The sequence below is a fragment of the Halosolutus amylolyticus genome (assembly GCF_023566055.1).
Lineage (GTDB): Archaea > Halobacteriota > Halobacteria > Halobacteriales > Natrialbaceae > Halosolutus > Halosolutus amylolyticus.
Map to the genome: position 1 here is coordinate 925,533 of NZ_JALIQP010000001.1, position 23,208 is coordinate 948,740.

Here is a 23,208-nt window from a genome sequence, read left to right on the forward strand (position 1 = left end):
CTCCGTTGCCCCCGTTTCGATCGACCTGCCGATCGTCGGACCGGTCGCTCAGTCCGACTCGGCTCCCGTTTCGATCGACCTGCCGATCGTCGGACCGGTCGCTCAGTCCGACTCGGCTCCCGTTTCGATCGACCTGCCGATCGTCGGACCGGTCGCTCAGTCCGACTCGGCTCCCGTTTCGATCGGTACCGGTTTCGGTCCCTCGAAGTCGAGTTCGATCGTCTCCGTGAACGTACTGTCGGCGCGGAACTTCGGGATCGAGAGGTAGTGTTCGACGTCCGTCCCGAGCCCCGGCGCGACCGTATGCAGGTCGAAGACGGCGTCGACGGCGTGGACCGTCGCCGATCGGTTCGCGGGCCGATCGGACCCGTTCAAGCAGTGTAGCAGGGCGACGCTACCGGTCTCGACCATTCGTTCTTTCAGTTCGTTCAGGAAGCTGACGTACTCGAACCGGTCGTGGCGCTCCAGCGGGTCGACCGGGTCGACGACGAGCGTCGCGCCGTCGGGGAGCTTCTCGATCATTTCCGTCGCGTCCTCGAGCGCCGTCGCCCCGCCGACGTGACGGATCGTCGGATTCCCGGTCTCGACCGACGCCGACTCGATCGCTCGGCTGACGTTCGCCGCCGTCCGCTCGGTCGAGAGGTACAGCGTCCCGCGCGGCGCGGTCGCCTCGTAGCAGAACTGCTCCGACTGGCTCGCCGGTTCGGCGGTCAGCCCCACGACGGAACCGGGTGCCAGACCGCCGCCCAGTCGCCGATCGAGGGCGTCGGTTCCGATCTGGAGCAGGTCGTCGTCGTACTCCGGCGGCGTCCGATCGGTCGCGTTTCGCGTCTGGAGCGTCTCGACGATCGTCTCGTAGGCCGTCGTCGCGTCCCCGTCCGTCAGCGGCGATTCGGTCTCCGGGACGACGCCCAGAACGGGGACGTCGACCCACGACTCGACCGCCGCTGGCACCTCGTCGCACCTGTTCAGCACCGCCCCGAGTACCGGCACGCCGAGTCGACGCGCCATCTCGACCGTCGTTTCGGCGGCGGTGAGGCTCCGGTCGCTATCGGTCGTGACGACGATCACGCCGTCCGCCGCCGACAGCGGTTCGACCACGTCCGGCCCCGCTCCCGACGGACAGTCGACGATCGTCTGTACCGAGTCGACCTCCGCTCGTTCGAACGCCGCCTCGAAGTCGAGATCGTCGGACGATTTCGGTGCCGGGACGATCCCCGCACTCGACGTGCGCGGGCTCGTCTGTGCGACCGCTCGAACGGACGTGTCGGCCGTCAACGCGGCGAGCGTCGGCTCGCGGTCGACGCCCCCCATCACGTGCAGGTTCGGCAGTTGCCGATCGGCGTCGATCGCGACGGCTGGCGTCCCCGTTCGCGCGAACCCCTCGGTGAGGCCGAGCGTCGTTACCGTCTTCCCACACCCGCCTTTCGCACCGGCGATGGCGATCATGTCGGGATTGGTGCGCCCTCCTTTTTGAACCTGTACACGCCGCTGTCGCGATCGCCAGCGCTGTCGCTCGTGATCGATCGATGGCGGATTCTACGGGTTCCGCTCACCGGTCCGGCGATCTACCTGCCCCTGCGGTACCTCCGGTCCGGCGTCCCCTTCAGCCGTAGTTCTTCAGTTCCGTCGCCGTCGATCGGATCGCCATCCGGGAGACGTTCGCGAGGTCGGCGACGTCCGTCTGGGTGACGTCGACCCCGTGATCGTAGGCTGCCCGGTAGATACAGGCGGCCGCGACCCCGCTCGGATTCTTCCCGCCCATGCGCCCGCTCTCGAGCAACCACGTCGCGTACTCCCGGGCACGGTTCTCGACGTCAGCCTCGAGATCGAGTCTGGAGGTGTACCGCGGCAGGTACTCGACCGGCGAGATCGGGCCCACCGGCAGTCCGAGCTCCCGGTTCAGCGCGTCGTAGGCCGCTTTGAGTTCGTTCTTCTCCGCGCGTGCCCGTTCGACGACCTCGTCCATCGTCCGTGCGATCGACTGGACGCGACAGGTCGCGTACACCGCCGCCGCCGAGAACCCCTCGAGCGATCGTCCACAGAGGAGGTTCTCGTGCTGTGCCGACTCGAAGAGCGTACAGGACTGTTCGCGAACGGCGGTCGGCAGCGACAGCGAGGAGACCAGCCGACGGATCTCGGTGAACCCGTAGGCCTTGTTTCGTTCCGCTTTCGACGAGAACCGCGCCCTGTTGTGCTGGCGGCGCATCCGGACCAGCTGTCGCTGGCGGTTCCCCGTCACCTCCGTTCCCGTTCCGAACCCGATCTCGGTCGACAGGCCCCTGTCGTGGCGCGACCGCTCCAGCGGGGCCCCGGTCCGGCGTCGATCGGACTCCTCGTCCGCGTTGTGCCACTCCGGGCCCCGATCGAGACTGTCCTCGTCGACGACGAGCCCGCAGTCCTCACAGACGATCTCGGTTTCCGACACGCGAATGCGTCCACCACACTCGTCACAGCCGTTCGCACGTGTTCGACCTTCCATAGCTCCCCCCCAACAGTTTCTGTTAGCTATCATACCTTTCTCTTCTTAAATCTTGTTGGAGAAGACAAAAGATAACATATTAGGACAATTATATTCTCTCACACGTTACGGTGGTACAGTTACGGACGTGTTCCGACATTTTACCGTCCCGAGTGGTCCCCGTGGGCGAGTTCGAACCGGGTCGCTTCGCCTCGTCCCCGGATCCGTCCACCGGCCGAGTGATCCCCGTCGTTACAGCGCGATCTCGATGATGCTGACGGTGAGGGCGTACAGCACCATCGACGAGACGAGCGCTCGACCGATGTGGTAGCCAAAGAGCGCCCGGTCCATCCCGTACCGGAGCGCGAGCGAGAGCGGGACCAGGATGAAACACAGGAGAACGAGGTAGACGCCGACGACGATGCCGAGTGACTCGGCCGGGAACGCCGCGGCATCGATGTCGGCGGCCCCCATCATATCTTCGGTCGAGATCATCGCGGCCATTCCGACGGTCGCCCCGGCGACCAGCGGCCCGAAGTACGCCGCCGTGTTGTCGAGCGTGCTCGTGACCTGTTCGAGGCTCCGTTTGGTCTTGCCCTCGACCTCCTCGAGTTCTTCGAGGTGGTCGGCCATCGAGACGATCGCCCGTCCCGCCGGTTTCCCCTCGTTGGAGGCGATCGCGAGCAGGGCGGCCGTCCCCCGGGACCGGGGGCTCGGGACGTCCCTGAGCGCCCCGTACTCGCCGAGGAACGCTTCTTCGACGCCCGTGTGGAGTCGCCGCTGGACGCCGGCGGCGTGGGCGAACACCTCGCCCGTCTCGGCGGGGACCCGTTCGGCCGCGAGTTCGATCGCCGATTCGACGGACTCGCCCTCGGCGACCTGGCGGCCGACGATGTAGAGCGCGTCCGTGAGGTGTTCCTCGACGTCGCGGACGTAGTGTCGAACCTCGAGGATCGGCCCGAAGATCGCGAGCAGGCCGGCGCCGAGGCCGAGGCCGAGGCCGACGATCGGCGCGAGATGAGTGGGACCGACCATCGTCACGACGGCGTAGCCGCTTCCACCCGCGACGATGCCCCACAGGCCACGGAGCCAGAGCCGATCGGGAACGTCGGGGTGGTCGTGGCTCACCTTCGGCGGCGGGAACGCGACCGGTCGCCGGACGAGTATCCAGAGGCTTGCGACGACGAGACTTCCGGGGAGGACGACGTTGTAGAGGAAGACGAAGATCCAGATATTGACCGAAAAGCCGACCACCGGAACGGCGGGAACGAGTGCGATCAGCGCCAGCGGGATCATGATCCCGAACGCGAACAGTCCGGTCGTCGGGGCCCGAATCGAGGCGGTGAAGTCCGCCATCTGGTTGCGCGTACCGGTGAGGACGGCCGAGAGCGATCGATCGAGCGTTCGGACTCGCTCGGCCTCCGGCGCGTCCTGGGCGGTCGCGAGCAGATGCGCCGACCGGCGCAGTGCGGGGAACCACTCGGCCCACTCCTCGGCGAACGACAACAGCCCCGCGTCCGAGGTCCCCATCGCGCGATCGATGTGCGCGTCGAGGCTGTCCGACAGCGGTCCGTCGCCCGTCTCCGCGGCGAACCGGACCGCACTCTCGAGTGCCGGCTGGACCTGCATTCGCAACACGGCTCGCCCGATCAGGTTCGGCGTGTCGCCCAGCGCCTCCGTCCGGCGGAACGCCGCCTGCAGGTGTGGGAGCGAGTGGATCGCCTGGATCGCCGCGACCGGCGTCACGAGCACGAAAAACAGGACGAACGAGAGCGGGGCGGGCGTCAGCAACAGCGGGAGCGGTACCAGCGCACCGACGATGCCGGCCCCGTACCCCGCGCGAACGATCGTCTCGTCGTCGTGTGGCGAGTCGACGAACGAGAGCGAGTCCACGAGGTCGTCGCTCCCCTCGACGTCGTCGGGATACAGCGCGGCCAGGTTCCGGATCAGGGCGGTCGACAGGGTCATCGATCACTCGCGCCCCCGATCGGCGTACACCGCGGCGACTTCCCGCGGACTCGTTCGCCCGTCGTCGGCCAGTCTCGACAGCACATCGGCGCGTTCGGCGACCGCCGCCCGGACGTCGGCGTACTCCTCCTCGGGCCCGGTGAGTCGTTCGACGATCCGGCTCTCCCCGCGATCGATCCGGCCGGTCGGGGCGGCCGCGTCGCCGTCGAGTTCGTACAGCGACTCGAACCAGATATCGTCGCCGTTGGCGATCACCTCCTCGATCCTGGCGACCCGCCGCTCGCGACCGGTCGGCGTCCGGTAGGCCTGGACGGTCACGACGAGGTCCGTGGCTCCGAACGAGGACGGTTCGACCCGAAGATCGGAGACGACGCGCTCGTAGACCTCGTCCGCGCCGTCGCCGTGGATCGTGCCGAGCACGGCGTTCGCGTTCGCACCCACCCGCATCGCCTCGTAGAGGACGCGGGCTTCCTCACCCCGGATCTCCCCGACGACCAGGGCCCCGTCGCCGAGACGGAGCGCGGTCCGGAGCGCCTCGGCGGGCGAGATCTCCGGGCCGTCGCCGGACCCGGTCCGGAGCGCCTGGACGTCCCGATCGACCGACTGGAGCGGGTCGACCGGAAGTTCGGGCGTGTCCTCGATCAGGACGGTCCGGGTGTCCGGCGTCAGTTCGTACAGCAGGGTGCCCAGCAGCGTCGTCTTCCCCGACCCGCGGGTGCCGGCGATCAGCGCGGCGGCGTTGCGCTCGATCGCCACCGAAAGGAACGCCGCGACCGCCGCGGGCATGGTGCCGTTCGCGACGAGGCCGGGCAGCGTGAACCTGTCGTCGGCCTCCTCGCGGAACGCGAAGGCGACCCCCTCCGCGACGGGATCGGTGACGCCGGCGACGCGGACCCCGGTGCCGTTCTCGAGGGCGGCCGTCGCGTCGACCGTCGGGTTCGCCCGCGAAAAGGCCCGCCCGCTGGTCCGGCGGACCCGGGAGGCGAGCGCTCGTGCCCCGTCCGGCGTCAGGTGGACGTTCGTCGTCATCGACTCCCCGTCGACGACGACCCGGATCGGGTTCCGCGATACGGGGGAGGTCACGTAGACGTCCGTCACCCGCGGATCCGCGAACAGATCCTCGAGGATTCCGTAGCCGCTCGTGTGTTTCGAGAGGATCTTCGTCAACAGCGGATCGGCAGATTCGTCGGTCGCGTGCTCGATCGCCCGGGACGCCGCGCGATCGCCCTCGACGTATCCCTCCGCGATGGCCTCGTACCCCTCGACGAGATACCCTCGCTCGGTCTCCGAGAGCGTCCTGTCTACCACGTCGAGCGCGTACAGCGGCACGCTGTCCGTCCGAGCGTAGATCCGCGCCTCGCTCCCCGTTTCGAGCGACTGCACGTCCCGGAGCCTGGCGTCCTCGTCGATCCCCTGGTCGATGAAGTAGTGACCGATGGTGAGGCCGACGGTCGAGGTCAGGGCCGATCCGTAGCCGTCGATCCCGCGCGCGACCGCGTCGAGCCCCGACTCGACTGCGATGTCCGCGACCGGCCCGATCTGGGTCTCCAGTTCCGCGGCCACCTCCAGGGGATCCTGCGCGGCGGCCGCGGCGAGTCGCTCGTCGCGATCACCCAGCAGTTCGACGAACCGACCGGCCGCACCGAGAAGTTCGACGCCTCGTTCGCCGTACCGTCGTTCGATGCCGTTCGATCGCGTGACGATGCCCGTCGCCTCGCGGTCCGTGAGCGCGTCGACGACGGTGTGCCGACACACCGCCGCCGTCGCGAGGTCACCATCGCACTCGCCCGCGTCGACGACGAGCAGCCCGTCCTCGAAGGAGACACGGCAGGCACACGGCCCGTCGGGTTCGTCGTCGTCCAGAAGATAGCCGAGCCCGAGTTCGTCGATGACCGATCGAAGGGTACTCGCCACCCCGTCCTGAGACATGTCGATACTGGCAGCCCGTTCCGGTTTAAAATTATACACGCCGGGCGACGACGATCGGGTCGCCGTCCTCGTCTTCCAGCAGGAGCAATGCGAGGCGCTGCTCCCCGGTCCCGCCGAGTTCGGTCGTCTCGTTACCCTCGGGATCGTTCCAGACGATTTTCTCGTCGACGACCTCCTCCCGGGTCGTCCCGTCTTCGAGCACGTAGCGCGCGTGCGTGTAACTCCCGTTCTCGTGCGGCACGAGTTCGAAGTGGTCGACCCCTTTCGTGGTCAGCGTACTCTCGGGGAACGTCACCTCGACGACGCGCTGCGGATCGGGATGGCCCTGGGGGGTCACCTCCTCGTTGTCCGCCAGCGAGGTCGCGGCGTCGTCGATGGCCGCGATCCCCGCGTCGAGCTGGCGCTCGCTGTTCATCCTGGCTCCACTGTCGACGGCAGGCATCGCGACCGCCAGGAGCGCCACCGTCAGCATCGCGGCGAGGACGTATCGGATCACGGCAACCGGGCGCGAAGTGAGGCGAACAGGCCGGACGAGTCGTCCTCGTCACCGTCTCCCGCCTCGGTCGCGTCGTCACTGGCCGGGTCGCGGTCCTCGGTCACCTCCTCCGCGTCCGATCCCGACAGCCGTCGTTCGATCGCCTGCTGGACGGCCGGCCCGCTGGCCGTCCCGTCCGCCGTGTCGCCGCTCCCGGACGCCGACTCGTCGGTCGCCCCCTCGAGGAGTCTCCCGGCAGTCCCCTCCGCGTCCGCCGTCTCGCCGAAGGGGCCGTCGTCCGCCGCGGCACTCTCTGGCCCCGCTCGGCGCGTGCCGATCCCCCGCGCCTGCTCCGTTCCGCCGGTACTGCCGCCCGAGGGGTGGTCGTCACCGGCGCGTTCCAGTGCCGGCGGGTCCGTCTCCGTGCGGTCCACCCCGGCTGTCCCGTCGTCACCGCCGAGATCGACGGTCTCACGGCCCTCGAGCGCCCGTTCGAGGTCGTCGATCCGGTACTCGAGTCGATCGACGGCGGCGATCGCGGCGTCGGCCTGCTTTTCGACCCCCTCGTTGACCGACTCGACGTTCCCGACGAAGCCGTCGACCGCGTCGACCGATCCCTCGAGTTCTGCGATCCGCCGCTCGTGTTCCTCGAGCCGGGTCTCGAGCCGTTCGAGATCCCGGGTGAGGGCCGCGAGATCGGCGAGTTCGTCGAGTGCGACGTCACCGTCGACGACCGCCCGCTCGACCGCCGAGAGTCGCTGCTCGATCCGCTCGATGTCGCTCATGCCGGGTGTGGCCGACTCATCGTATTTAAACATCACCTCCGGTGGTGCCGCCCGTCCAGGCCCCGGATCCGGTGCGATCGCAGGACGGTCGCGGTTGCACGGTACCTCGGTTCGGCAGATCCTCTCATACGGATCGTTGTACCGTGTTACCGGTGACCGCCGCCCCGGTCGGGCGATCACCGGTAACGAATCACAACAGACCGTATCAATCGTCCGCGACGACGACGTCGCTCGCACTCGGGCTGTCACCGCCGTGGGGCGTGTCCCGCGGTCTGACCTGTGCCGAGTGGATCGTCTCGGTCGCGTCGTCGATGATGACGACTTCGCCGGGCTCGTCCGGTAGCCGATCGGCGTCCGACAGCGAGACGTTCATGTACGTCGGCTGGGCCGCCTGGAGCGCGTCGAGGTCGTCCTGGGAGGTCAGCCGGTGGGAGAGCAGGACGTCGGACTGGGAGATGCCCACCTCCGGGACCGCACTCGGGCGCTGGGTCGCGGAGACGAGGCTCACGCCGGGGGCACGCCCCCGGGTCAGGATCGTCCGGAGCGCGGGTGCGGCAACCCCCCCGAAGAACGTGTGGGCCTCGTCCAGCAACAGCCACGGCAGCCGATCCATCGTCTCGTCTACGCGTGCGCGGTACAGGGCTTCCCCGACGCCGCGACAGACGGCGTTCATCGGCGCAGAATCGAGCCCGGAGACGTCGACGATCGTCACCTCTCCCCCGCCGAGTTCGGCCGCGTCGATCCCGTCCGCGTCGAAGACGCCCCACGCCTCCGCGAGCCGCAGGTGGTTGTCCGCCGCGCGTTTGTCGGTATCGGGGGCGTCGCTCGATTCGACGTGATCGCGCATCCCGTCCATCGTCGATTCGTTCTGTGCGGCCCCCCAGACCAGGCTCCCGGCACCGCTCTCCGGGGAGAGCCCGAGCAGGGAACACCACGATCGCGGATCCAGCGACGACGGCGTGACCGCCGGGTCGTCGATCACCGTCGCCGGAACGCCCTCGCCGGGCGTCGTCTCCGCGAGCGTGTCGAACACGCCCATCGGATCGACGATCACCGGCGCCACGCCGTGGGCCCGCGCGAGGTCTTCGGCGAGTACGCCCATCGTGTAGGACTTCCCGTATCCCCGCTTCCCGACTATCAGCATCGCGTGCGGCCCGTCGAAGTCGAGGTGCAGGTCCGCCCCCTCGCTCCCGTCGCGGGCCCGGTAGGCACCGAGGTGGCCGACGGGCCCGCTCTCTACGTCGTCACCGCGTCCGATTACGAAGCTCACACCGACCTTCGACCCGCCTTCGTTTTTGAACCTTTGGTCCAACATTTAAGTCAGAAGGCGGGACCAAGGAGGGGCATGGTGCCGAACACACTGCTGTCGGACGACTCCGACAGGCCGGCCCGTTCGCGATCGTTCACCGAGGACGATCGCGCGATCGAAGGCTTGCCGATCCGGCTGGTGATCGCGCTCGTGGTCGGCGTGGCCGCGCTGGCATTGATGTTGAATATGCTGGGGACGATCGGGACTGTCGGTGATACCGAGGTGACGGCTGAAATCGACGATACCGATCAGGTAATCGAAGCTGGCCAAAAGCAGGACGTCACTATTGACGTTATCGACGAGAACGGAAACGAGGTTGAAGATGCGACAATCATCGTGACTGCTGGTTCAGCCCAACTCAATGGACCTGCAGATGAGTACACTGGTAGTAGTTCTAATTCGGCAGATGTGACTATCGACCCTGACCTCCGTGCTGATCAAGACAAGGGTACGCTCGAGATAGATGTCGTTCCTCCCTCCGATAGCAATTACATTGACGAACAGCCTAATGCCGAAATCGTCGTCGTCGATCGTTAATACGGATCTAAAAACATATAGTGAAAATAATAACTTAATATGAAAAAACAAACATCAGTGCGGATTCTACTCTGCTTCGGATTGATCGTAATTGCAGGTACAGTTTTCTTCGCAGGTTCTGCCGCTGCTACGGCATCACTCGAAGAAATGAACGGTGATGGGACGGAGGATGATCCGTATATAATCACTGATGTCGAAGAACTACAAGCAATGAATGAGAACCCGGACGCCCACTACGTTCTCGGGAATGATGTTGACGCGAGTGAAACCGAGACGTGGGACGCAGGTGCCGGGTTCGAACCGATCGGTGACGAGTCACCTTTCGACGGTTCGTTCGACGGTCAAAATCATACAATTACTGGACTGACGATTGATCGACCATCGGATAATAACGTTGGATTGTTCGGCCGGACGACTGGAACAATCAAGAACGTCTATCTCGAAGATATCGACGTTCGCGGTGGTGAACGGAATACGGGTACGCTCGTCGGAGAAAATGCAGGTGATGTCAAAGAGGTTTCTGTAACTGGTAGCGTCAAAGGAGAAGGTCGAGAGGTCGGTGGTTTAATTGGTTTCCTGGAGGATGGGGATGGAACAGTTGAGCGCTCAGGAGCAGATGTGGACGTTTCTGGAGAGAACGCCGTTGGTGGACTGATCGGTGGGATATCCTCTTGGAAGGACTATACGATTACAAATACGTACGCAAAGGGAGACATCGAAGCATCTGACGGGAGGGCTGGTGGTCTTGTCGGGTTCATGAGAGAAGGTGATACCATTCGGATAGCATATGCTACGGGAGACGTGACTGGAACTGAAGCGGGCGGCATCGCGGGTGCCAATGGCGGATTTGGGCACGACGGCGGTACGATCAGTACAGCATTTGCTACTGGTGAGTTGAGTGGTGATGAAATAGGCGCAATCAATGGAACTGGTCGATCCTGGCACTCTGGAACGTATTCAGATACGTTCTGGGACAGGCAAACTACTGGTGTTATTGATGGACAAGGCACTGGTTCTGGTCTCACAACTGCCGAAATGACCGGTACTAAGGCCGAAACAAACCTAAATGGCTTTGGCTTCGGGACCTTCTGGACTCTGACGGACGAGTATCCTGTTCTCGAGTGGCAGGTCGAAGCTGTCTCCGTGTCACTCTCAGATGATACTGTTGGAGCTGGTGAACAGACAAGCGTGACGGTGACGCTGACACTGGACGATGGTTCGACCGTCACCGCCTCCGAGGTCGCCGATTACGACGCTGGTGGCATCGTTGACGTCGATGCTGGCGTCGTCGATGCCCAGCAGCAGGGAACGGCTGAGATAACTGCCACGATCGCTGGTGAAAGCGATACTGCCGAACTCGAGATCACAGAACCTCCAAAGATCGAACTCGCCGAGTCCGAATTCGACGCCGACGCGATCGTCGAGGGAAGTACCGTGACAGCGTCAGCGACCTATAAGAACGACGGCGGGCCTGGAAGTCACACCGCCGAACTGATCGCCGATGGCGAGGCCGTCGACACACAGACCGTCTCACTCGACGCCGACGAGGAGACGACGATCGAGTTCGAGTGGACGCCCCACGGTGCGATCGGCACGGAGTACGACCTCGCGATCGACGACACCGACGTCGGTTCGATCAGTGTCGTCGAACCTGGAACCGTGACGCTCGAGGATGCTCGATTCCCCGATCGGGTCGGCTCCGGGTCACCCTACGAGTTCACGGTCGACCTGGAGAACGAGGCCGACGAGACGGTGATCGACACCATCACCTACGAACTCGATGACGAAGTCGTCGCTACGGAGTCGGTTACAGTTGAACCGGACGGCTCGGAAGCGATCCTCGGTCACGAGACCGATACCGACGTCGGGTTGACGATCGCCCACGCCGTGACGGGTCACAACGAGACGATCGAAGGCACGAGCGACGTCACCGACCCACCGGAGTTCGAAATCTCCGACATCGAGACGCCCGACGAGCTCGAAGCCGGCGAAGAGTTCGACCTGACGGTGACGGTGGAGAACACCGGCGGCGTCGAGGGGACCCAGACGGTCACCGTATCGGATGCCGAGGGTGAAGTCGCCAGCGAAGAACTGACAATCGAATCGGCCGCGAGTGAGACGATTACGGTGTCGCTGAGCGACGACGGGACTGGCGGGTCCGAGTTCAGGGTCGCCACTGAGGACGACGAAATGACCGAAGCCGTGACGATTACGGAGGCCGACGACGGGACGGACGAGCCGGACGACTCGAACGATTCGGACGGGCTCCCTGGCTTCGGAGCTCTGACGGCCACGCTGGCTCTCGTCGCCGTACTCGCGCTACTCGGCGATCGACGCCCGGACCAATGACGGTGCTCTTCGTGACGCCAGTCGAGATACTCACCGGGGTGTCGGTCGGCCTGCTGTTCGGGGTCGTCGTCGCGCTACTCGTCGGCGGGACCAGTTTCGCGAGCAAGTATTTCGCCGACGAGGGGCCGCCGCCGATCGCCGGCGGTACGGTCACCGCGGTGGTCACTGCGGGCGCGCTGTACGCGGTGGACGTCGTCGACCCGAGTACGGCCCAGTTAGGGCTGTATCTCGGCCTCGGACTCGTACTCGTGCTCGGACTGTACGCCACGACCTGTGGAACACGGCTCGCCGCCGACCTGCCGCGTGATGCCGCCGGCCCGATCGAGCGGACCAAGCCGCTCGCCGCGGAGGCGATCGACGCCGTCGACGCGATGGGACAGGTGACGATCCGATCGAGCGGTGGCGTCCGCGAGTTCGAGGGGTATCCGCCGCTGGGACCGGACCTCCGGGCAACGCTGGAGGATGGCGCGTGGCGATTCCCCGCGGATCTGCCGCTCTCGGAACTGGAGACGCGACTCGAGGACAGGCTCCGGACGACGTACGACCTGGAGGCGGTGTCCGTCTCGGTGGACGGCCGGGGTCGGGCGACGATCACTGCGGCACCGCCCGCCAGCGGCGTCGCGAAGGAGGTGCCCGACGGCTGGCGTGCCGTCTCGATTCGCGCGTTGCTCCCGACGGGGCTTGCCCCGGGCGACGACGTCCTCGCAGTCACCGACTCGGGGGCCGTCTCCGGGACGGTCCTCAGTGCCACCGTCGACGCGTCCGCGGCCGACCACGAGTCGCCCGTGGGAGCCGACTCGGACGACCCTCGTGCCGATCGGTCCGGGGCTGACGGGGCGTCACACGCAGCCGATACCGTGGCGAGCGGGGGCGACGGACGCGTGACCGTCGCCGTTCGGACGACTGACGCGGAGGTCCTGCTTTCCGCCGAGCGGGCGCGGATCGCCGTCACGCCGCGGGGGACGACCCACGAGTTCGACGCGATTTCGCTGCTCGACCGCGGCGATCCCGTGATCGGGAAGGTGACGCTGACCGATCCGATCCTGGATGCGGTGGCCGACGACGAGACGTCGCTCGAGGTGTTCGCAGTTCGCCGGACGGACGCGAGCGACGACGAGTCGATCCACGAGCACGAGTGGCAGTTCGAACCCGATCGGGAGGCAGTCGCCGTCGGTGCGGAGGCGTTCCTCCTCGGTACCGACGCGACCGCGTTCGGCCCTCGGTCGGATGGACGGGATCCGGCGGCGCTGGAGGTGAGTCACTGAGATGTCGACCACGATCGCAGCGATGGCAGTCGAACCGCTACAGAACGGGGCAGGGATCGCCGATCCGACCACGATCGAATGGACTCGAACTGCCCTGCTCGGCATCCTCGGCTACGGCTTGCTGGCCGGCGTCGGTGCGCTCTCGCTCGCGTTCGGCTACCGGGCACTGACCGTCCGACAACTGCCGATCGGGCCGGCCGTCCTCGTCGGGCTCGCGCTGCCGGCGGGCTGGCTCACGGGCGAAGCACTTCGTCACGGGACGGTCATCGCCGACTCGCCGCTGGTCCACTACGCGACCGGTTCCTACGTCCTCGGCGTACTGGTCGCCGGGGGCGTCGTCGCCGGCCTCGGCCACCGGCTGGGGGATCACCTCGCGCGCGGGACCTACGAGATCACGGCGGTAGACGCGAGCGGGCCGGTCGCGGATCTCGTCCAGTCGGCCGGCCTCGCCGTCGCCGTCACGCTACCCGCGTCGATCGACGACGCGGAGGGGTATCCGGCCGTCGACGAGGCGGTCAAACGGGACCTCGCGGACCGTGACCTCCAGTTCCCGAGCGGCCTGTCGACGTCGGCGCTCCGGTCGCGACTGGAGCGCCGGCTCGAATCCGATTACGACCTCGGGTACGTCCGCGCCGAACTCGCGGCGGACGGCGGCGTGGCCGCGCTCACGATCGGCGCTCGACGGGCCGGCATCGGACCAACGCTGGGGCCGGACCGGGTCGCCGTCGCGATCGCGGGCGATCCGTCCTCGCGGGCGAGCGCTGGCGATCCGGTCGAAGTCTGGACGGACGACGACGGCTCGAATCGGCTCGTCACGACGGGGACGCTCCGGGCGAGCGCCGACCCGGTCACGACGCTGATCGTCGACGCGGACGACGCGGAGGCCTTCGAACCGGGCGATCGCTACCGGCTCACGACCCGTCCCGAGACGCCGGGTGACGCCCACGCGCTCGTCTCGGCGATCCGGACTGCGGACGAGACGGTCACGGCGACCACGGTGGCGGCCGACGGGCCGCTCGAGAGCGAGTTCGCCGGCTGGGTGTCGGGGACCGTCCTCGCGATCGATCGGGAGGGCGAGGAACTGTCGCTGCCGGCGGACAACGAGCCGCTGGAAGCCGGCGACACGATCTACGTCTTCGGGACGCCGGCCGAACTCGCGGACCGCGACGGAAGTGGGGAGTCGTCGGCAGGTCCCGAGACACCGGAAGCGACGCCCGGGGCGGCCGACTGACCGATCGACCGCCGGAAGGCAAAGCATTTCGGCCCACTGGGGCCACTGTACGTGTATGTCCGAACTCCGACCCGCCGCCGAGACGGCCCTGGGCCAGTGTCTGAATCTCGAGTCCGGCGAATCCTGTGCGATCGTCACCGACGACGAACGGGAGCCGATCGGCGAGGCGCTGTACGAGGTGGCGGCCGAGATCACCGACGACGCAGTCGTCGTCCGCTATCCGCCGGGCGAGACCCACGGGGCGGAGCCGCCGGCCCCGGTCGCGGCGGCAATGGCCGACGCCGACGTCGTCCTCGCGCCGACGACGAAGAGCCTGAGTCACACCCGAGCGCGCACCGAGGCCAACGAGGCGGGTGCGCGCGTCGCCACGCTGCCGGGGATCACCGAGGACGTCTTCACGACGGGTCTGGAGGCCGACTACGAGTCGATCGAGGCCCACTGTACGGACGTCCGAGAGCAGGTCGCCGACGCCGACGACGTCCGCGTCACTGCGCCCGCGGGCACGGACATCACCTTCGACGTCGCCGACCGGGAGTGGCTCGCGGACACCGGCATCGTCCACGAGGCGGGGATGATGTCGAACCTGCCCGCGGGCGAGGTGTTCGTCAGCCCCGAATCGGCCGACGGCCGGTTCGTCGTCGACGGGACGATGATGCCCCACGGTCTGCTCGACGAGGGCGAGACGCTCTCGTTCGAGGTTGAAGACGGACTCGTTACCGACGTCTCGGACGACGACATCCGCGAGACGATCGAGGCCGCCGCGGACGAGGTGGGCGACGCCGCGTTCAACCTCGCGGAACTCGGGATCGGGACGAACGTCGCCGTCACGGCCCTCGTCGGCTCCGTCCTGCTCGACGAGAAGGCCGGCGGGACGGTCCACATCGCGATCGGCGACGACGCGGGGATCGGCGGCGACGTCGAGGCGCCGATCCACCTCGACGGGATCGTGCGGGAGCCGACGGTCTACGCGGACGGGGACGAAGTGGCGCTTCCGCGTGCGGAGTGATCCCGAAGACGGGTTCAATCGCCTTTTTAGTGCGTGGCGTGTACGACGTCCCATGACCGACATTCCGGATCGCGTTCCGACGTCCTGTCCGTCGTGTTCGCCGGACCTCGAGACCGTTCACGAGGTCCTGACGGCCACGGAAGGCGGCGGCACCGTAACCGTCCGCTGTAGCGAGTGTGGCCACGTCCACAAAATCCAGCCCGAACGAGAGCGCGAGGTCACACTCGACGTGGTCGTCTCCCAGGAGGGCGAGTCCTTCACCGCGAACGTCACCACGCCCGAAGACGAGACGATCGAAACCGGCGACGAGTTCATCCTGGAGACCGAGGAGGTGCTCTCGACGGTTCGCGTGACGAGCGTCGAACTCGACGAGCACCGGCGGACCGAGGAGGCCGTCGCCGAGGACGTCGAGACCGTCTGGACCCGCGAGGTGGACAACGTCGCGGTCAACGTCACGGTCCACCCGAAGGACGGGTCGCGGGACGACAGCCGATCCATTACGGTTCGGGTCCCCGGCGACTACGAGTTCGAGGTCGGCGAGATCGAGACGTTCGGCGACGACGAGTTCGAGATCGACGCGTTCGTCGTCCGCGACGACGCCTCGGGCTACGATCGCGATCGGTACGAGATGGAGGGCGATACCGTCCTCGCGAAGGATGCGAAGCGGGTCTACGCCTACGATCAGACGACCAGCGCCTGGTCGGCCTGGTAACCGAGAATCGTTTCGTACTCTCGCCGGCACTCGCGCCCCACAGCCTATTGTACTCGAGCGACTAGCTGTAGCGACGCTATGTTCGGCTTCGGCGACTCCGATCCCGACCCCGGCGACTACGAGGCCGCCCGGAAGCGGATGGTCCGGTCCGTCGCCTCGCGCGTGGCGGACGATCGCGTTCTTGAGGCCCTCGAGTCGGCCCCGCGCCACGAGTTCGTCTCCGAGGATCGCCGTGGCGAGGCCTACGCGGACCGCCCGTTACCGATCGGGGACGGGCAGACGATCAGCGCACCGCACATGGTCGCGGTCATGGCCGACAAACTGGCGCTCGATCCCGGCGAAAACGTGCTCGAGATCGGGACGGGCTGTGGCTACCACGCCGCGGTGACGGCCGAACTCGTCGGTCCGGATCACGTCTACAGCGTCGAGTACAGCGAGGACCTCGCCGCGGACGCCCGGGAGACGCTCGCCGAGACGGGGTACGACGACGTCTCCGTCCGGGTCGGCGACGGAGCGGACGGCTGGCCCGAGCGCGCCCCCTACGACGCCGCGTACCTCACGTGTGCGGCCCCGGAGTTTCCCGCTCCCGTCGTCGAGCAGGTTCGATCGGGCGGTCGGCTGCTCGCCCCGATCGGGACCGGGTTCCAGTCGCTGGTGCTGGCCGAGAAACTCCCGGACGGCTCGCTCGCTCGGAGCGAACACGGGGGCGTGCGGTTCGTTCGGATGCGCTGACGATTGCGCAAGCGCGCCATTGATTACGGCCGGCGCGATAGCTGGCGTATGGACCCCGCGGTACTGCGCGAGGACCTGATCGACGGCCTCGCCGCACCCCCCCAAGAACGTCCTGACGGACGACGGCGTCGCCGTTGCGATGCGGGACGTGCCACGCCACGCTTTCGTCGACGACGAGCGGACGGCCTACGCCGATCGGGACCACGAGATCCTCGGCACCCGCGTCCTCGCCCCGAGTACGGTCGCCCGCTTGCTCCAGGCGCTCTCCCTGGACGGTGACGAGGAGGTGCTGATCGTCGGCGCTGGCGTCGGATACACGGCGGCCGTGGCAGCCGAACTCGTCGGCGAAACGAGCGTCCACGCCGTCGACATCTCCCGCCCGCTCGTGATCGAGGCACGGAATAACCTCGCGGAGGCGGGCTACGACGGCGTCCTCGTCGACTGTCGCGACGGGGCCGCGGGTCTCCCCGAGTACGCGCCCTTCGATCGAATACTGCTCGAGGCCGCGGCGGTCGAGCCACCGCGGGCCCTGCTCGACCAACTGCGCGAGGGCGGTCGACTCGTCTTTCCTCGTGGAACGCAGACCCAACGGCTCGAAGCCGTCACTGCGGACGGCGAGACCGAATCGTTCGCCGCCGTTTCCTTCGATCCGTTGCTCGTGGAGGGCGAACAGTCGGGCGCCGTCGAACGCAACCGGATGGCTCGCGAAGATCGCGAACACGCGACGCGTCGCGCCGAAACCCGCCGCGGCTGGGAACACGAGTGGATCGAGTGGGACGACGCGATCGATTCGGCGTCGCGCCCGCGCTGACGACGCGGTACTGTCGTACCCTTGTTCCGGTCTCTCGTCGACGGCGCGACCGATCGCGACGGCTGTCGTTCCGAACCAGTGAGACCGACGAACAGCCGCGTCGCTGGCGAACTTGTGTCGGGGGGAAAGTGGGGGTGGGGGATTGGGGGGTGGCGACAGTCTATCTCAGATCGCCAGTTACTGGTATGCGGTGATGGGGGTTAAATATAATCTCTAACTGTTTGGGTGGCCAGTGCGTGTCGTACTAATTAATTAGAACCGCCGTCGAACGCCAGCGTCACCAGCTTTCGTTCGGCGGCCCGCAGGTGATAGTGGTACGTCGGCGGGGACACGTCGAGGGCGTCCGCGAGATCCTCCCCGGTACTCTCGCGGGGCCACTCGAAAAAGCCGCTGTAGTGGGCCGCCTGTAGCGCCTCGAACTGTTTGTCGGTAAGCCGCTCCTCGAGATAGGTGTCGAGCTGGCGGGCCGAGCGCGTCCCGGTCGTCTCGCGCCTGGCGTCGAGTTCGGTATCCGGATAGCTGTTCTGGAATCCCTCGATCAGCGATCGGGTCTCGACGTGCTGGGGAACCTCGAGGACGAGCGTCGTCGTGCCGTCCTCGGCCGTGGCTTCGCGCAACTGCACGTCGTACGTCCGCAACACGTCGAGAAACGGCGTCGACGAGAGCGTCAGTTCGAACAGCGTCTCGTCCTCGCCCTCGGAGACGGCCGAGAGCGTCTCGACCGACGCCCACTCCGCCATGACCGGCCCGAGTTCCGCCGTCGACGGAACGCTCACGAAGACGACGACCTCGTCGTCGGCCCGATCGATCACGCCCTCGAGCGTGATGGGGCCGCTGATCCGCTCGGAGAGGCGGTTGACGAGCAAGCGCTCGTCGTAACTCGTCAGTTCGAGTTCGACGCGGCTGTCGGTGAGCATCGCCCGCGTCTGCTCGACCGATCGGATCGCGTGGCCGATCGTCTCTCCGAGTTCGCCGAGCACCTCGCGCTCGCTGTCGGTGATCGCGTCGACGCCCGGCACGTGGACGAGCAGGGCCCCGTACCGCCGTTCGTCGTCGACGAGCGGCACCGAAAGCACCGTCTGGTAGCCGTACGTGAGCGCGTCCTTCCGCCGGGGGCTCCAGTCGTCGGCCTCGAGGACGTTGCGGACCACCTGGACCTGCTCCGTGGCGAGCGTCTCCTTGACCAGTCCGACCTCGGGAGCGCACTCCCCGTCGTCGCGGATCCGATCGACGTAGGCCGCGTCGACCCCCGCCCAGGCCGTCGGCGTCGGCGGGTCGTCGTCGTTCGTCGCGATCCAGGCGAACAGGTACCGATCGGTATCGGCGAGTCGATCACACACCCGCCGCTCGATCTCGTCGCGCGTCGAGGCCTGGGCGACGCCGTGGTTGATCTCGCGGACGATCTCGTTCGTGTGGTTGAGCCGAGTCAGCTCCTCGTTCTGGGCGGTCAGGGTCCGATCGTGCTCGCGGAGCAACTGCTCGCGCTCGGCCCGATCGAGCGCGGCCTCCGTGTTGGCCGCCAGGATGTGCAACAGTTCGGTCATCGTCTCGTCGAAGCCGTCGACGTCCTCGGTGCCCGCGACCAGCACGCCGTGAGTCCCGAGGGGGGCGATCAACTCGCTCCGGCTCAGCGTCTGGGCGCGCTCGACGCCCGTTCGCTGGACGTCCTCGTAGTACGCGCTCTCTCCTTCCGAGAACACCTCCCAGACGAGTCCCTCGCCGCGCTCGAACGTCATTTCGGGATCGACGAGTTCGCGCGACTCCCGCATCGACGCGGCGTGGGCGAGCACCCCGTCGGTCGGCTCGAACGCGTAGGCCGCAGCGACCGCCACGTCGAGGATGTCGCCCGCGGTGTCGACGGCCGACTGGTAGATCTCGTCTTTCGTCTCCGCCCGCATCAGGTCCCGCGTCGTCTCGTGGAGCGTCGTCAGCGTCCGTTCGTACCGGCGCTCGCTCTCGCGCAGTTCCGTCTCCGCGCGGTACTGCGAGACCGCGTTCGTGATCTGGTTCGCCAGCAACGCGTACTGCTCCTCGCCCGACTCCTTCTGGAAGTACTGCGTGACGCCCGCGGCGATCGCCTCGCTGGCGAGTTCCTCCGATCCCCGGCCCGTGTACAGGATGAAGGGCAGGTCCGGATCGTCCTCCCGGATCCGCTCTAACAACTCGAGACCCGACAGGGACGGCATCTCGTAGTCACTGACGATACAGTCGACGTCGCGCCGGTCGAGCACCGCGAGCGCGTCGTCGGCACTCGTTGCGGCGACGGCCTCGATCGCGTCGTGTTCGCGTTCGAGCATCGATCCAGCGAGATCGGCGTATCCCGGTTCGTTGTCGACGACGAGAACGGTGATCGGCTGTGACATGGGTTTCGTGTCGATGGTCACCGATCGGAACCGCCGATCGGTGAGGCGTCGATATCGGTACCAGTCCGATCGGGATACTAATATGTTAGTACTCGATCGTGCTGAATCGAGAGTGGCGTCGAACGAGAGAGGGATCGACAACTGGCAGTTCGATCGGCCACCGTTCCGCGGTTGCGGTTCTCGTTATCGCTCCGGGATTTTGCCGTCGAATTCGTAGTCGGGTGCCCAGTTGATCGATGGATGGTCGATACTGGCTTCGAACCGGAGTTCCATCTTCTGCTCTGTCGCGTCCTCGATCGGGATCCAGTACAACTGCTCTCGATCCGGACATCGGACGATGAACGCGTCGATCACGTCGTCGTACGTCTGTTCGTGATACCTACCGTCTCTCGTCGTTTGCGAGTGCGTATTGAAGCGAATCGTCTCGGCTTTGTTCTGCCACGCCGTTTTACACTGGATACGATAGAGGCGATCGCTATCGTCGACGACGAGATCGTATTTGTCGTTGTCACCGAACGGTACCGAGACGGTGTATCCGTCCGCAATGAGTGTCGCCACGATCTTCGCTTCCGTTTCGTCACCGAGGGTCTTCGGATTAGCCATACAACTCCCGACGATCTGGGACCGTGCTGTGTCAAAAACCCGTGGACGCGGCGGCACACTCGTACCGTCGATGGACGACTGCTGACGTGCTGTCGCTTGCGAGCCGAGTGGGCGGACAAACGTCAGGACGAAAACCCATCCGTGTTGGTTTTCGAGACACAGCGACTCGCTTCGCTCGTCGGACACTCCTCGCTCACGAATCGGCGTCGGCAGAAAGCGCCCGGAGCGGGATTTGAACCCGCGTCACAACCGTGACAGGGTTGTATGATGGGCCACTACACCATCCGGGCTTGCAACTCCTGCTTTCCCGGTGACGGTATTAAGGGTTTTGTTCCAGTGACGCGCTCGTGTTCTTCCAGTCATTTCTCGTCATCGGTACTATTCGATCGCAGTCATAACCCCGACGTGAGGAATCCGACACGTTTCGGAATACCCGCTGCCAGTATACCGATCGCTCGTGAGTATCGGAATCTGAAAAGCGCCCGGAGCGGGATTTGAACCCGCGTCACAACCGTGACAGGGTTGTATGATGGGCCACTACACCATCCGGGCTTGCAACTCCTGCTTTCCCGGTGACGGTATTAAGACTTTCCAATCGATCCCTCCGTGGTACGGTGAATCGGGCCACGATCGATTCCCTGACGCACCCGAAAACCGTGTCATCAGTCCGCACGACCCACAAGGAATTTAACCGATAGCCGGCTACCGTAGAACGTGACAGTCGATTCCGGTCAGGTTTGCCCGGCCGGATAGCCACGCTTCCCGGTCGAGTTAGTAACCCTTAACTGCCTGCCACCGATACCTGCCTGTAGTATCTCGTGACAGCCGCTTCTCTCCCGATAGCCGACACGCACACCGACACAACATGGTAGACGTAAGCCAACACGAACTCGTCCCGGAGCACACCGTTCTCGAGGAGGACGCGCTCGAGGAGGTGCTCTCCGAGTACGACATCGACCGTACAGACCTGCCCAAAATCAAGCGCAACGATCCCGCCCTCCCGGACGAGGCGGAGATCGGCGACGTCATCAAGATCGTCCGGAACTCACGGACAACCGATCAGGCAGTCGTATACCGACTCGTGGTGGAATAAATGGCAATGGAACTCGATCGAGCGAAACGACGGGACATCTCGCGGGAGTACTTCTCGAAGGAACGACTCGCCGAACACCACTATCGATCGTTCAACGCCTTCCTCAACCGCGGCATGCAGGAGGTCGTCGACGAGAAGGCGACGATCGACACGGACATCGGCGACAAGGAAGGCGAGGAACCGGTGCACGTCGAACTGGGCGACGTCCGCGTGGTGACGCCGCGCGTTCGGGAGGCCGACGGCTCCGAAGAGTTGCTCTACCCGCAGGAGGCGCGCCTTCGAAACATCACCTACTCCGCGCCGGTCTTCATGGAGATGTCGATCGTCAAGGGCGAGGAGGGCGACCAGCGGGTCGTCGACTCGACCGAGACGAAGATCGGGCGGATGCCGATCATGGTCGGCTCCGAAAAGTGTAACATCGCCGGCTTCTCCGACGAGGAACTGATCGAGATCGGCGAGGACCCCGCCGACCCCGGCGGCTACTTCATCGTCAACGGTTCCGAGCGGGTGCTGATGACGAGCGAGGACCTCGCGCCGAACAAGATCCTCGCGGAGTACGACACCAAGTACGGCGACGAGATCCAGGTCGCGAAGACCTTCTCCCAGCGTCGCGGGTATCGGGCGCTCGTGCTCTGCGAGCGGACTCGAAACGGACTGCTCGAGGTCTCGTTCCCGTCGGTCTCGGGATCGATCAACTTCGTGACGCTCGTGCGCGCGCTCGGCCTCGAATCGGACGAGGAGATCGTCCACAAGGTCTCGAACGACCCCGAGGTCGTCAAGTACATGCTGGAGAACTTAGAGGAGGCCGAGGTCCAGACCGAGGAGGAGGCGATCGAGGCCCTCGGGAAACGGGTCGCCTCGGGCCAGGGGAAGAACTACCAGCTCAAGCGCGCGAACTACGTGATCGACCGCTACCTCCTGCCGCACCTCCACGAGGAGGGCGTCGACGAGGAGGACGTCCGGATCAACAAGGCCCACTACCTCTGTCGGATGGCCGAAGCGTGTTTCGAACTCGCGCTCGGGCGACGCGAGGCCGACGACAAGGACCACTACGCGAACAAGCGCCTGAAGGTCTCCGGCGACCTGATGAAAGACCTGTTCCGGACCGCGCTCAACAAACTGGCCCGGGACGTCAAGTACCAGCTCGAGCGCGCCAACATGCGCAACCGACAGCTCTCGGTGAACACGGTCGTCCGATCGGACGTCCTGACCGAGCGACTCGAGCACCCGATCGCGACCGGAAACTGGGTCGGTGGCCGATCGGGCGTCTCGCAGCTGGTCGACCGTACCGACTTCATGGGCGTGCTCTCGCACCTGCGCCGGCTTCGATCGCCGCTCTCGCGGTCCCAGCCTCACTTCGAGGCGCGGGACCTGCACGCGACCCAGTGGGGTCGCATCTGTCCCTCCGAGACGCCGGAGGGGCCCAACTGTGGGCTGGTGAAGAACTTCGCGCAGGCGATGGAACTCTCCCAGAACGTCGAGGACGAACAGGAACTCAAGCGGGAACTGGCATCGATGGGGGTCCAGGGCATTCCGGGCCTCGAAGGCATCGAACGATCGACGGCGGACGACTGATACA

The 23,208-nt window shown here is 66.0% G+C and carries 18 protein-coding genes, 2 tRNA genes and 1 pseudogene; 10 read left to right on the top strand and 11 right to left on the bottom strand.

Translation table 11 applies throughout. From position 1 onward, the window contains the following. Positions 1–156: 156 nt before the first annotated feature. From MUN73_RS04475 to MUN73_RS04505, 7 genes are all read right to left on the bottom strand, one after another. Positions 157–1,449: a DUF7125 family protein gene (locus MUN73_RS04475; protein WP_250139243.1), complete on the bottom strand. Its 1,293-nt coding sequence runs from the start codon at positions 1,447–1,449 to the stop codon at positions 157–159. Between the two features lie 157 nt (positions 1,450–1,606). Beyond that, complete coding sequence (locus MUN73_RS04480; protein ID WP_250139244.1) at positions 1,607–2,482, bottom strand: transcription initiation factor IIB; 876 nt, start codon at positions 2,480–2,482, stop codon at positions 1,607–1,609. A 231-nt stretch (positions 2,483–2,713) separates the two neighbouring features. Further along, entirely contained in the window at positions 2,714–4,429 is a 1,716-nt protein-coding gene (locus tag MUN73_RS04485; RefSeq protein ID WP_250139245.1) for a type II secretion system F family protein, read from the bottom strand. Between the two features lie 3 nt (positions 4,430–4,432). Beyond that, positions 4,433–6,358: a type II/IV secretion system ATPase subunit gene (locus tag MUN73_RS04490; RefSeq protein WP_250139246.1), complete on the bottom strand. Its 1,926-nt coding sequence runs from the start codon at positions 6,356–6,358 to the stop codon at positions 4,433–4,435. Between the two features lie 31 nt (positions 6,359–6,389). Next, a complete protein-coding gene (locus MUN73_RS04495; RefSeq protein WP_250139247.1) occupies positions 6,390–6,854 on the bottom strand; it encodes a DUF7311 family protein in 465 nt (154 codons plus the stop codon). Then, entirely contained in the window at positions 6,851–7,618 is a 768-nt protein-coding gene (locus MUN73_RS04500; protein ID WP_250139248.1) for a DUF7310 family coiled-coil domain-containing protein, read from the bottom strand. The genes MUN73_RS04495 and MUN73_RS04500 overlap by 4 nt, the downstream gene beginning before the upstream one ends. 205 nt (positions 7,619–7,823) lie before the next feature. Beyond that, positions 7,824–8,888, bottom strand: a complete 1,065-nt coding sequence (locus tag MUN73_RS04505) for an ATP-binding protein (protein ID WP_250139249.1) — start codon at positions 8,886–8,888, stop codon at positions 7,824–7,826. 75 nt (positions 8,889–8,963) lie between these two features. Between MUN73_RS04505 and MUN73_RS04510 the strand changes: the two genes are divergently transcribed. From MUN73_RS04510 to MUN73_RS04545, 8 genes and pseudogenes are all read left to right on the top strand, one after another. Next, positions 8,964–9,464, top strand: coding sequence for a DUF7382 domain-containing protein (locus tag MUN73_RS04510; RefSeq protein WP_250139250.1), 501 nt, complete (start codon positions 8,964–8,966; stop codon positions 9,462–9,464). Between the two features lie 39 nt (positions 9,465–9,503). After that, entirely contained in the window at positions 9,504–11,813 is a 2,310-nt protein-coding gene (locus MUN73_RS04515; RefSeq protein WP_250139251.1) for a CARDB domain-containing protein, read from the top strand. Then, positions 11,810–13,078, top strand: a complete 1,269-nt coding sequence (locus MUN73_RS04520) for a DUF8167 domain-containing protein (protein WP_250139252.1) — start codon at positions 11,810–11,812, stop codon at positions 13,076–13,078. The genes MUN73_RS04515 and MUN73_RS04520 overlap by 4 nt, the downstream gene beginning before the upstream one ends. Before the next feature lies 1 nt (position 13,079). Continuing rightward, positions 13,080–14,309: a TrkA C-terminal domain-containing protein gene (locus MUN73_RS04525; protein WP_250139253.1), complete on the top strand. Its 1,230-nt coding sequence runs from the start codon at positions 13,080–13,082 to the stop codon at positions 14,307–14,309. 55 nt (positions 14,310–14,364) lie between these two features. Then, on the top strand, positions 14,365–15,315 hold the full coding sequence (locus MUN73_RS04530) for an aminopeptidase (protein ID WP_250139254.1): 951 nt from the start codon (positions 14,365–14,367) through the stop codon (positions 15,313–15,315). Between the two features lie 52 nt (positions 15,316–15,367). Then, positions 15,368–16,027 (top strand): HVO_0476 family zinc finger protein, encoded by a 660-nt coding sequence (locus tag MUN73_RS04535; protein WP_250139255.1) that lies wholly within the window; start codon positions 15,368–15,370, stop codon positions 16,025–16,027. 78 nt (positions 16,028–16,105) lie between these two features. Beyond that, positions 16,106–16,759 carry a protein-L-isoaspartate(D-aspartate) O-methyltransferase gene (locus MUN73_RS04540; protein WP_250139256.1) on the top strand — a complete coding sequence of 218 codons (654 nt, stop codon included), beginning with the start codon at positions 16,106–16,108 and terminating at the stop codon, positions 16,757–16,759. A gap of 48 nt (positions 16,760–16,807) precedes the next feature. Next, positions 16,808–17,570 (top strand): annotated as a pseudogene (locus MUN73_RS04545) (protein-L-isoaspartate O-methyltransferase family protein). Between the two features lie 248 nt (positions 17,571–17,818). Here MUN73_RS04545 and MUN73_RS04550 read toward each other — a convergent pair. From MUN73_RS04550 to MUN73_RS04565, 4 genes are all read right to left on the bottom strand, one after another. Beyond that, positions 17,819–19,933: a bacterio-opsin activator domain-containing protein gene (locus MUN73_RS04550; RefSeq protein WP_250139610.1), complete on the bottom strand. Its 2,115-nt coding sequence runs from the start codon at positions 19,931–19,933 to the stop codon at positions 17,819–17,821. Positions 19,934–20,116: 183 nt separating this feature from the next. Next, complete coding sequence (locus MUN73_RS04555; RefSeq protein WP_250139257.1) at positions 20,117–20,536, bottom strand: group I intron-associated PD-(D/E)XK endonuclease; 420 nt, start codon at positions 20,534–20,536, stop codon at positions 20,117–20,119. A 217-nt stretch (positions 20,537–20,753) separates the two neighbouring features. After that, positions 20,754–20,826 (bottom strand) — tRNA-Asp (locus tag MUN73_RS04560). Between the two features lie 189 nt (positions 20,827–21,015). After that, positions 21,016–21,088, bottom strand: a tRNA-Asp gene (locus MUN73_RS04565). 313 nt (positions 21,089–21,401) lie between these two features. On the opposite strand from MUN73_RS04565, the gene MUN73_RS04570 reads away from it, so the two are divergent. Together MUN73_RS04570 and MUN73_RS04575 are read left to right on the top strand one after the other, a co-directional pair. Then, on the top strand, positions 21,402–21,629 hold the full coding sequence (locus MUN73_RS04570) for a DNA-directed RNA polymerase subunit H (RefSeq protein WP_250139258.1): 228 nt from the start codon (positions 21,402–21,404) through the stop codon (positions 21,627–21,629). Beyond that, on the top strand, positions 21,630–23,204 hold the full coding sequence (locus tag MUN73_RS04575; protein ID WP_250139259.1) for a DNA-directed RNA polymerase subunit B'': 1,575 nt from the start codon (positions 21,630–21,632) through the stop codon (positions 23,202–23,204). It abuts the gene before it with no gap. The last annotated feature ends 4 nt before the right edge of the window (positions 23,205–23,208 follow it).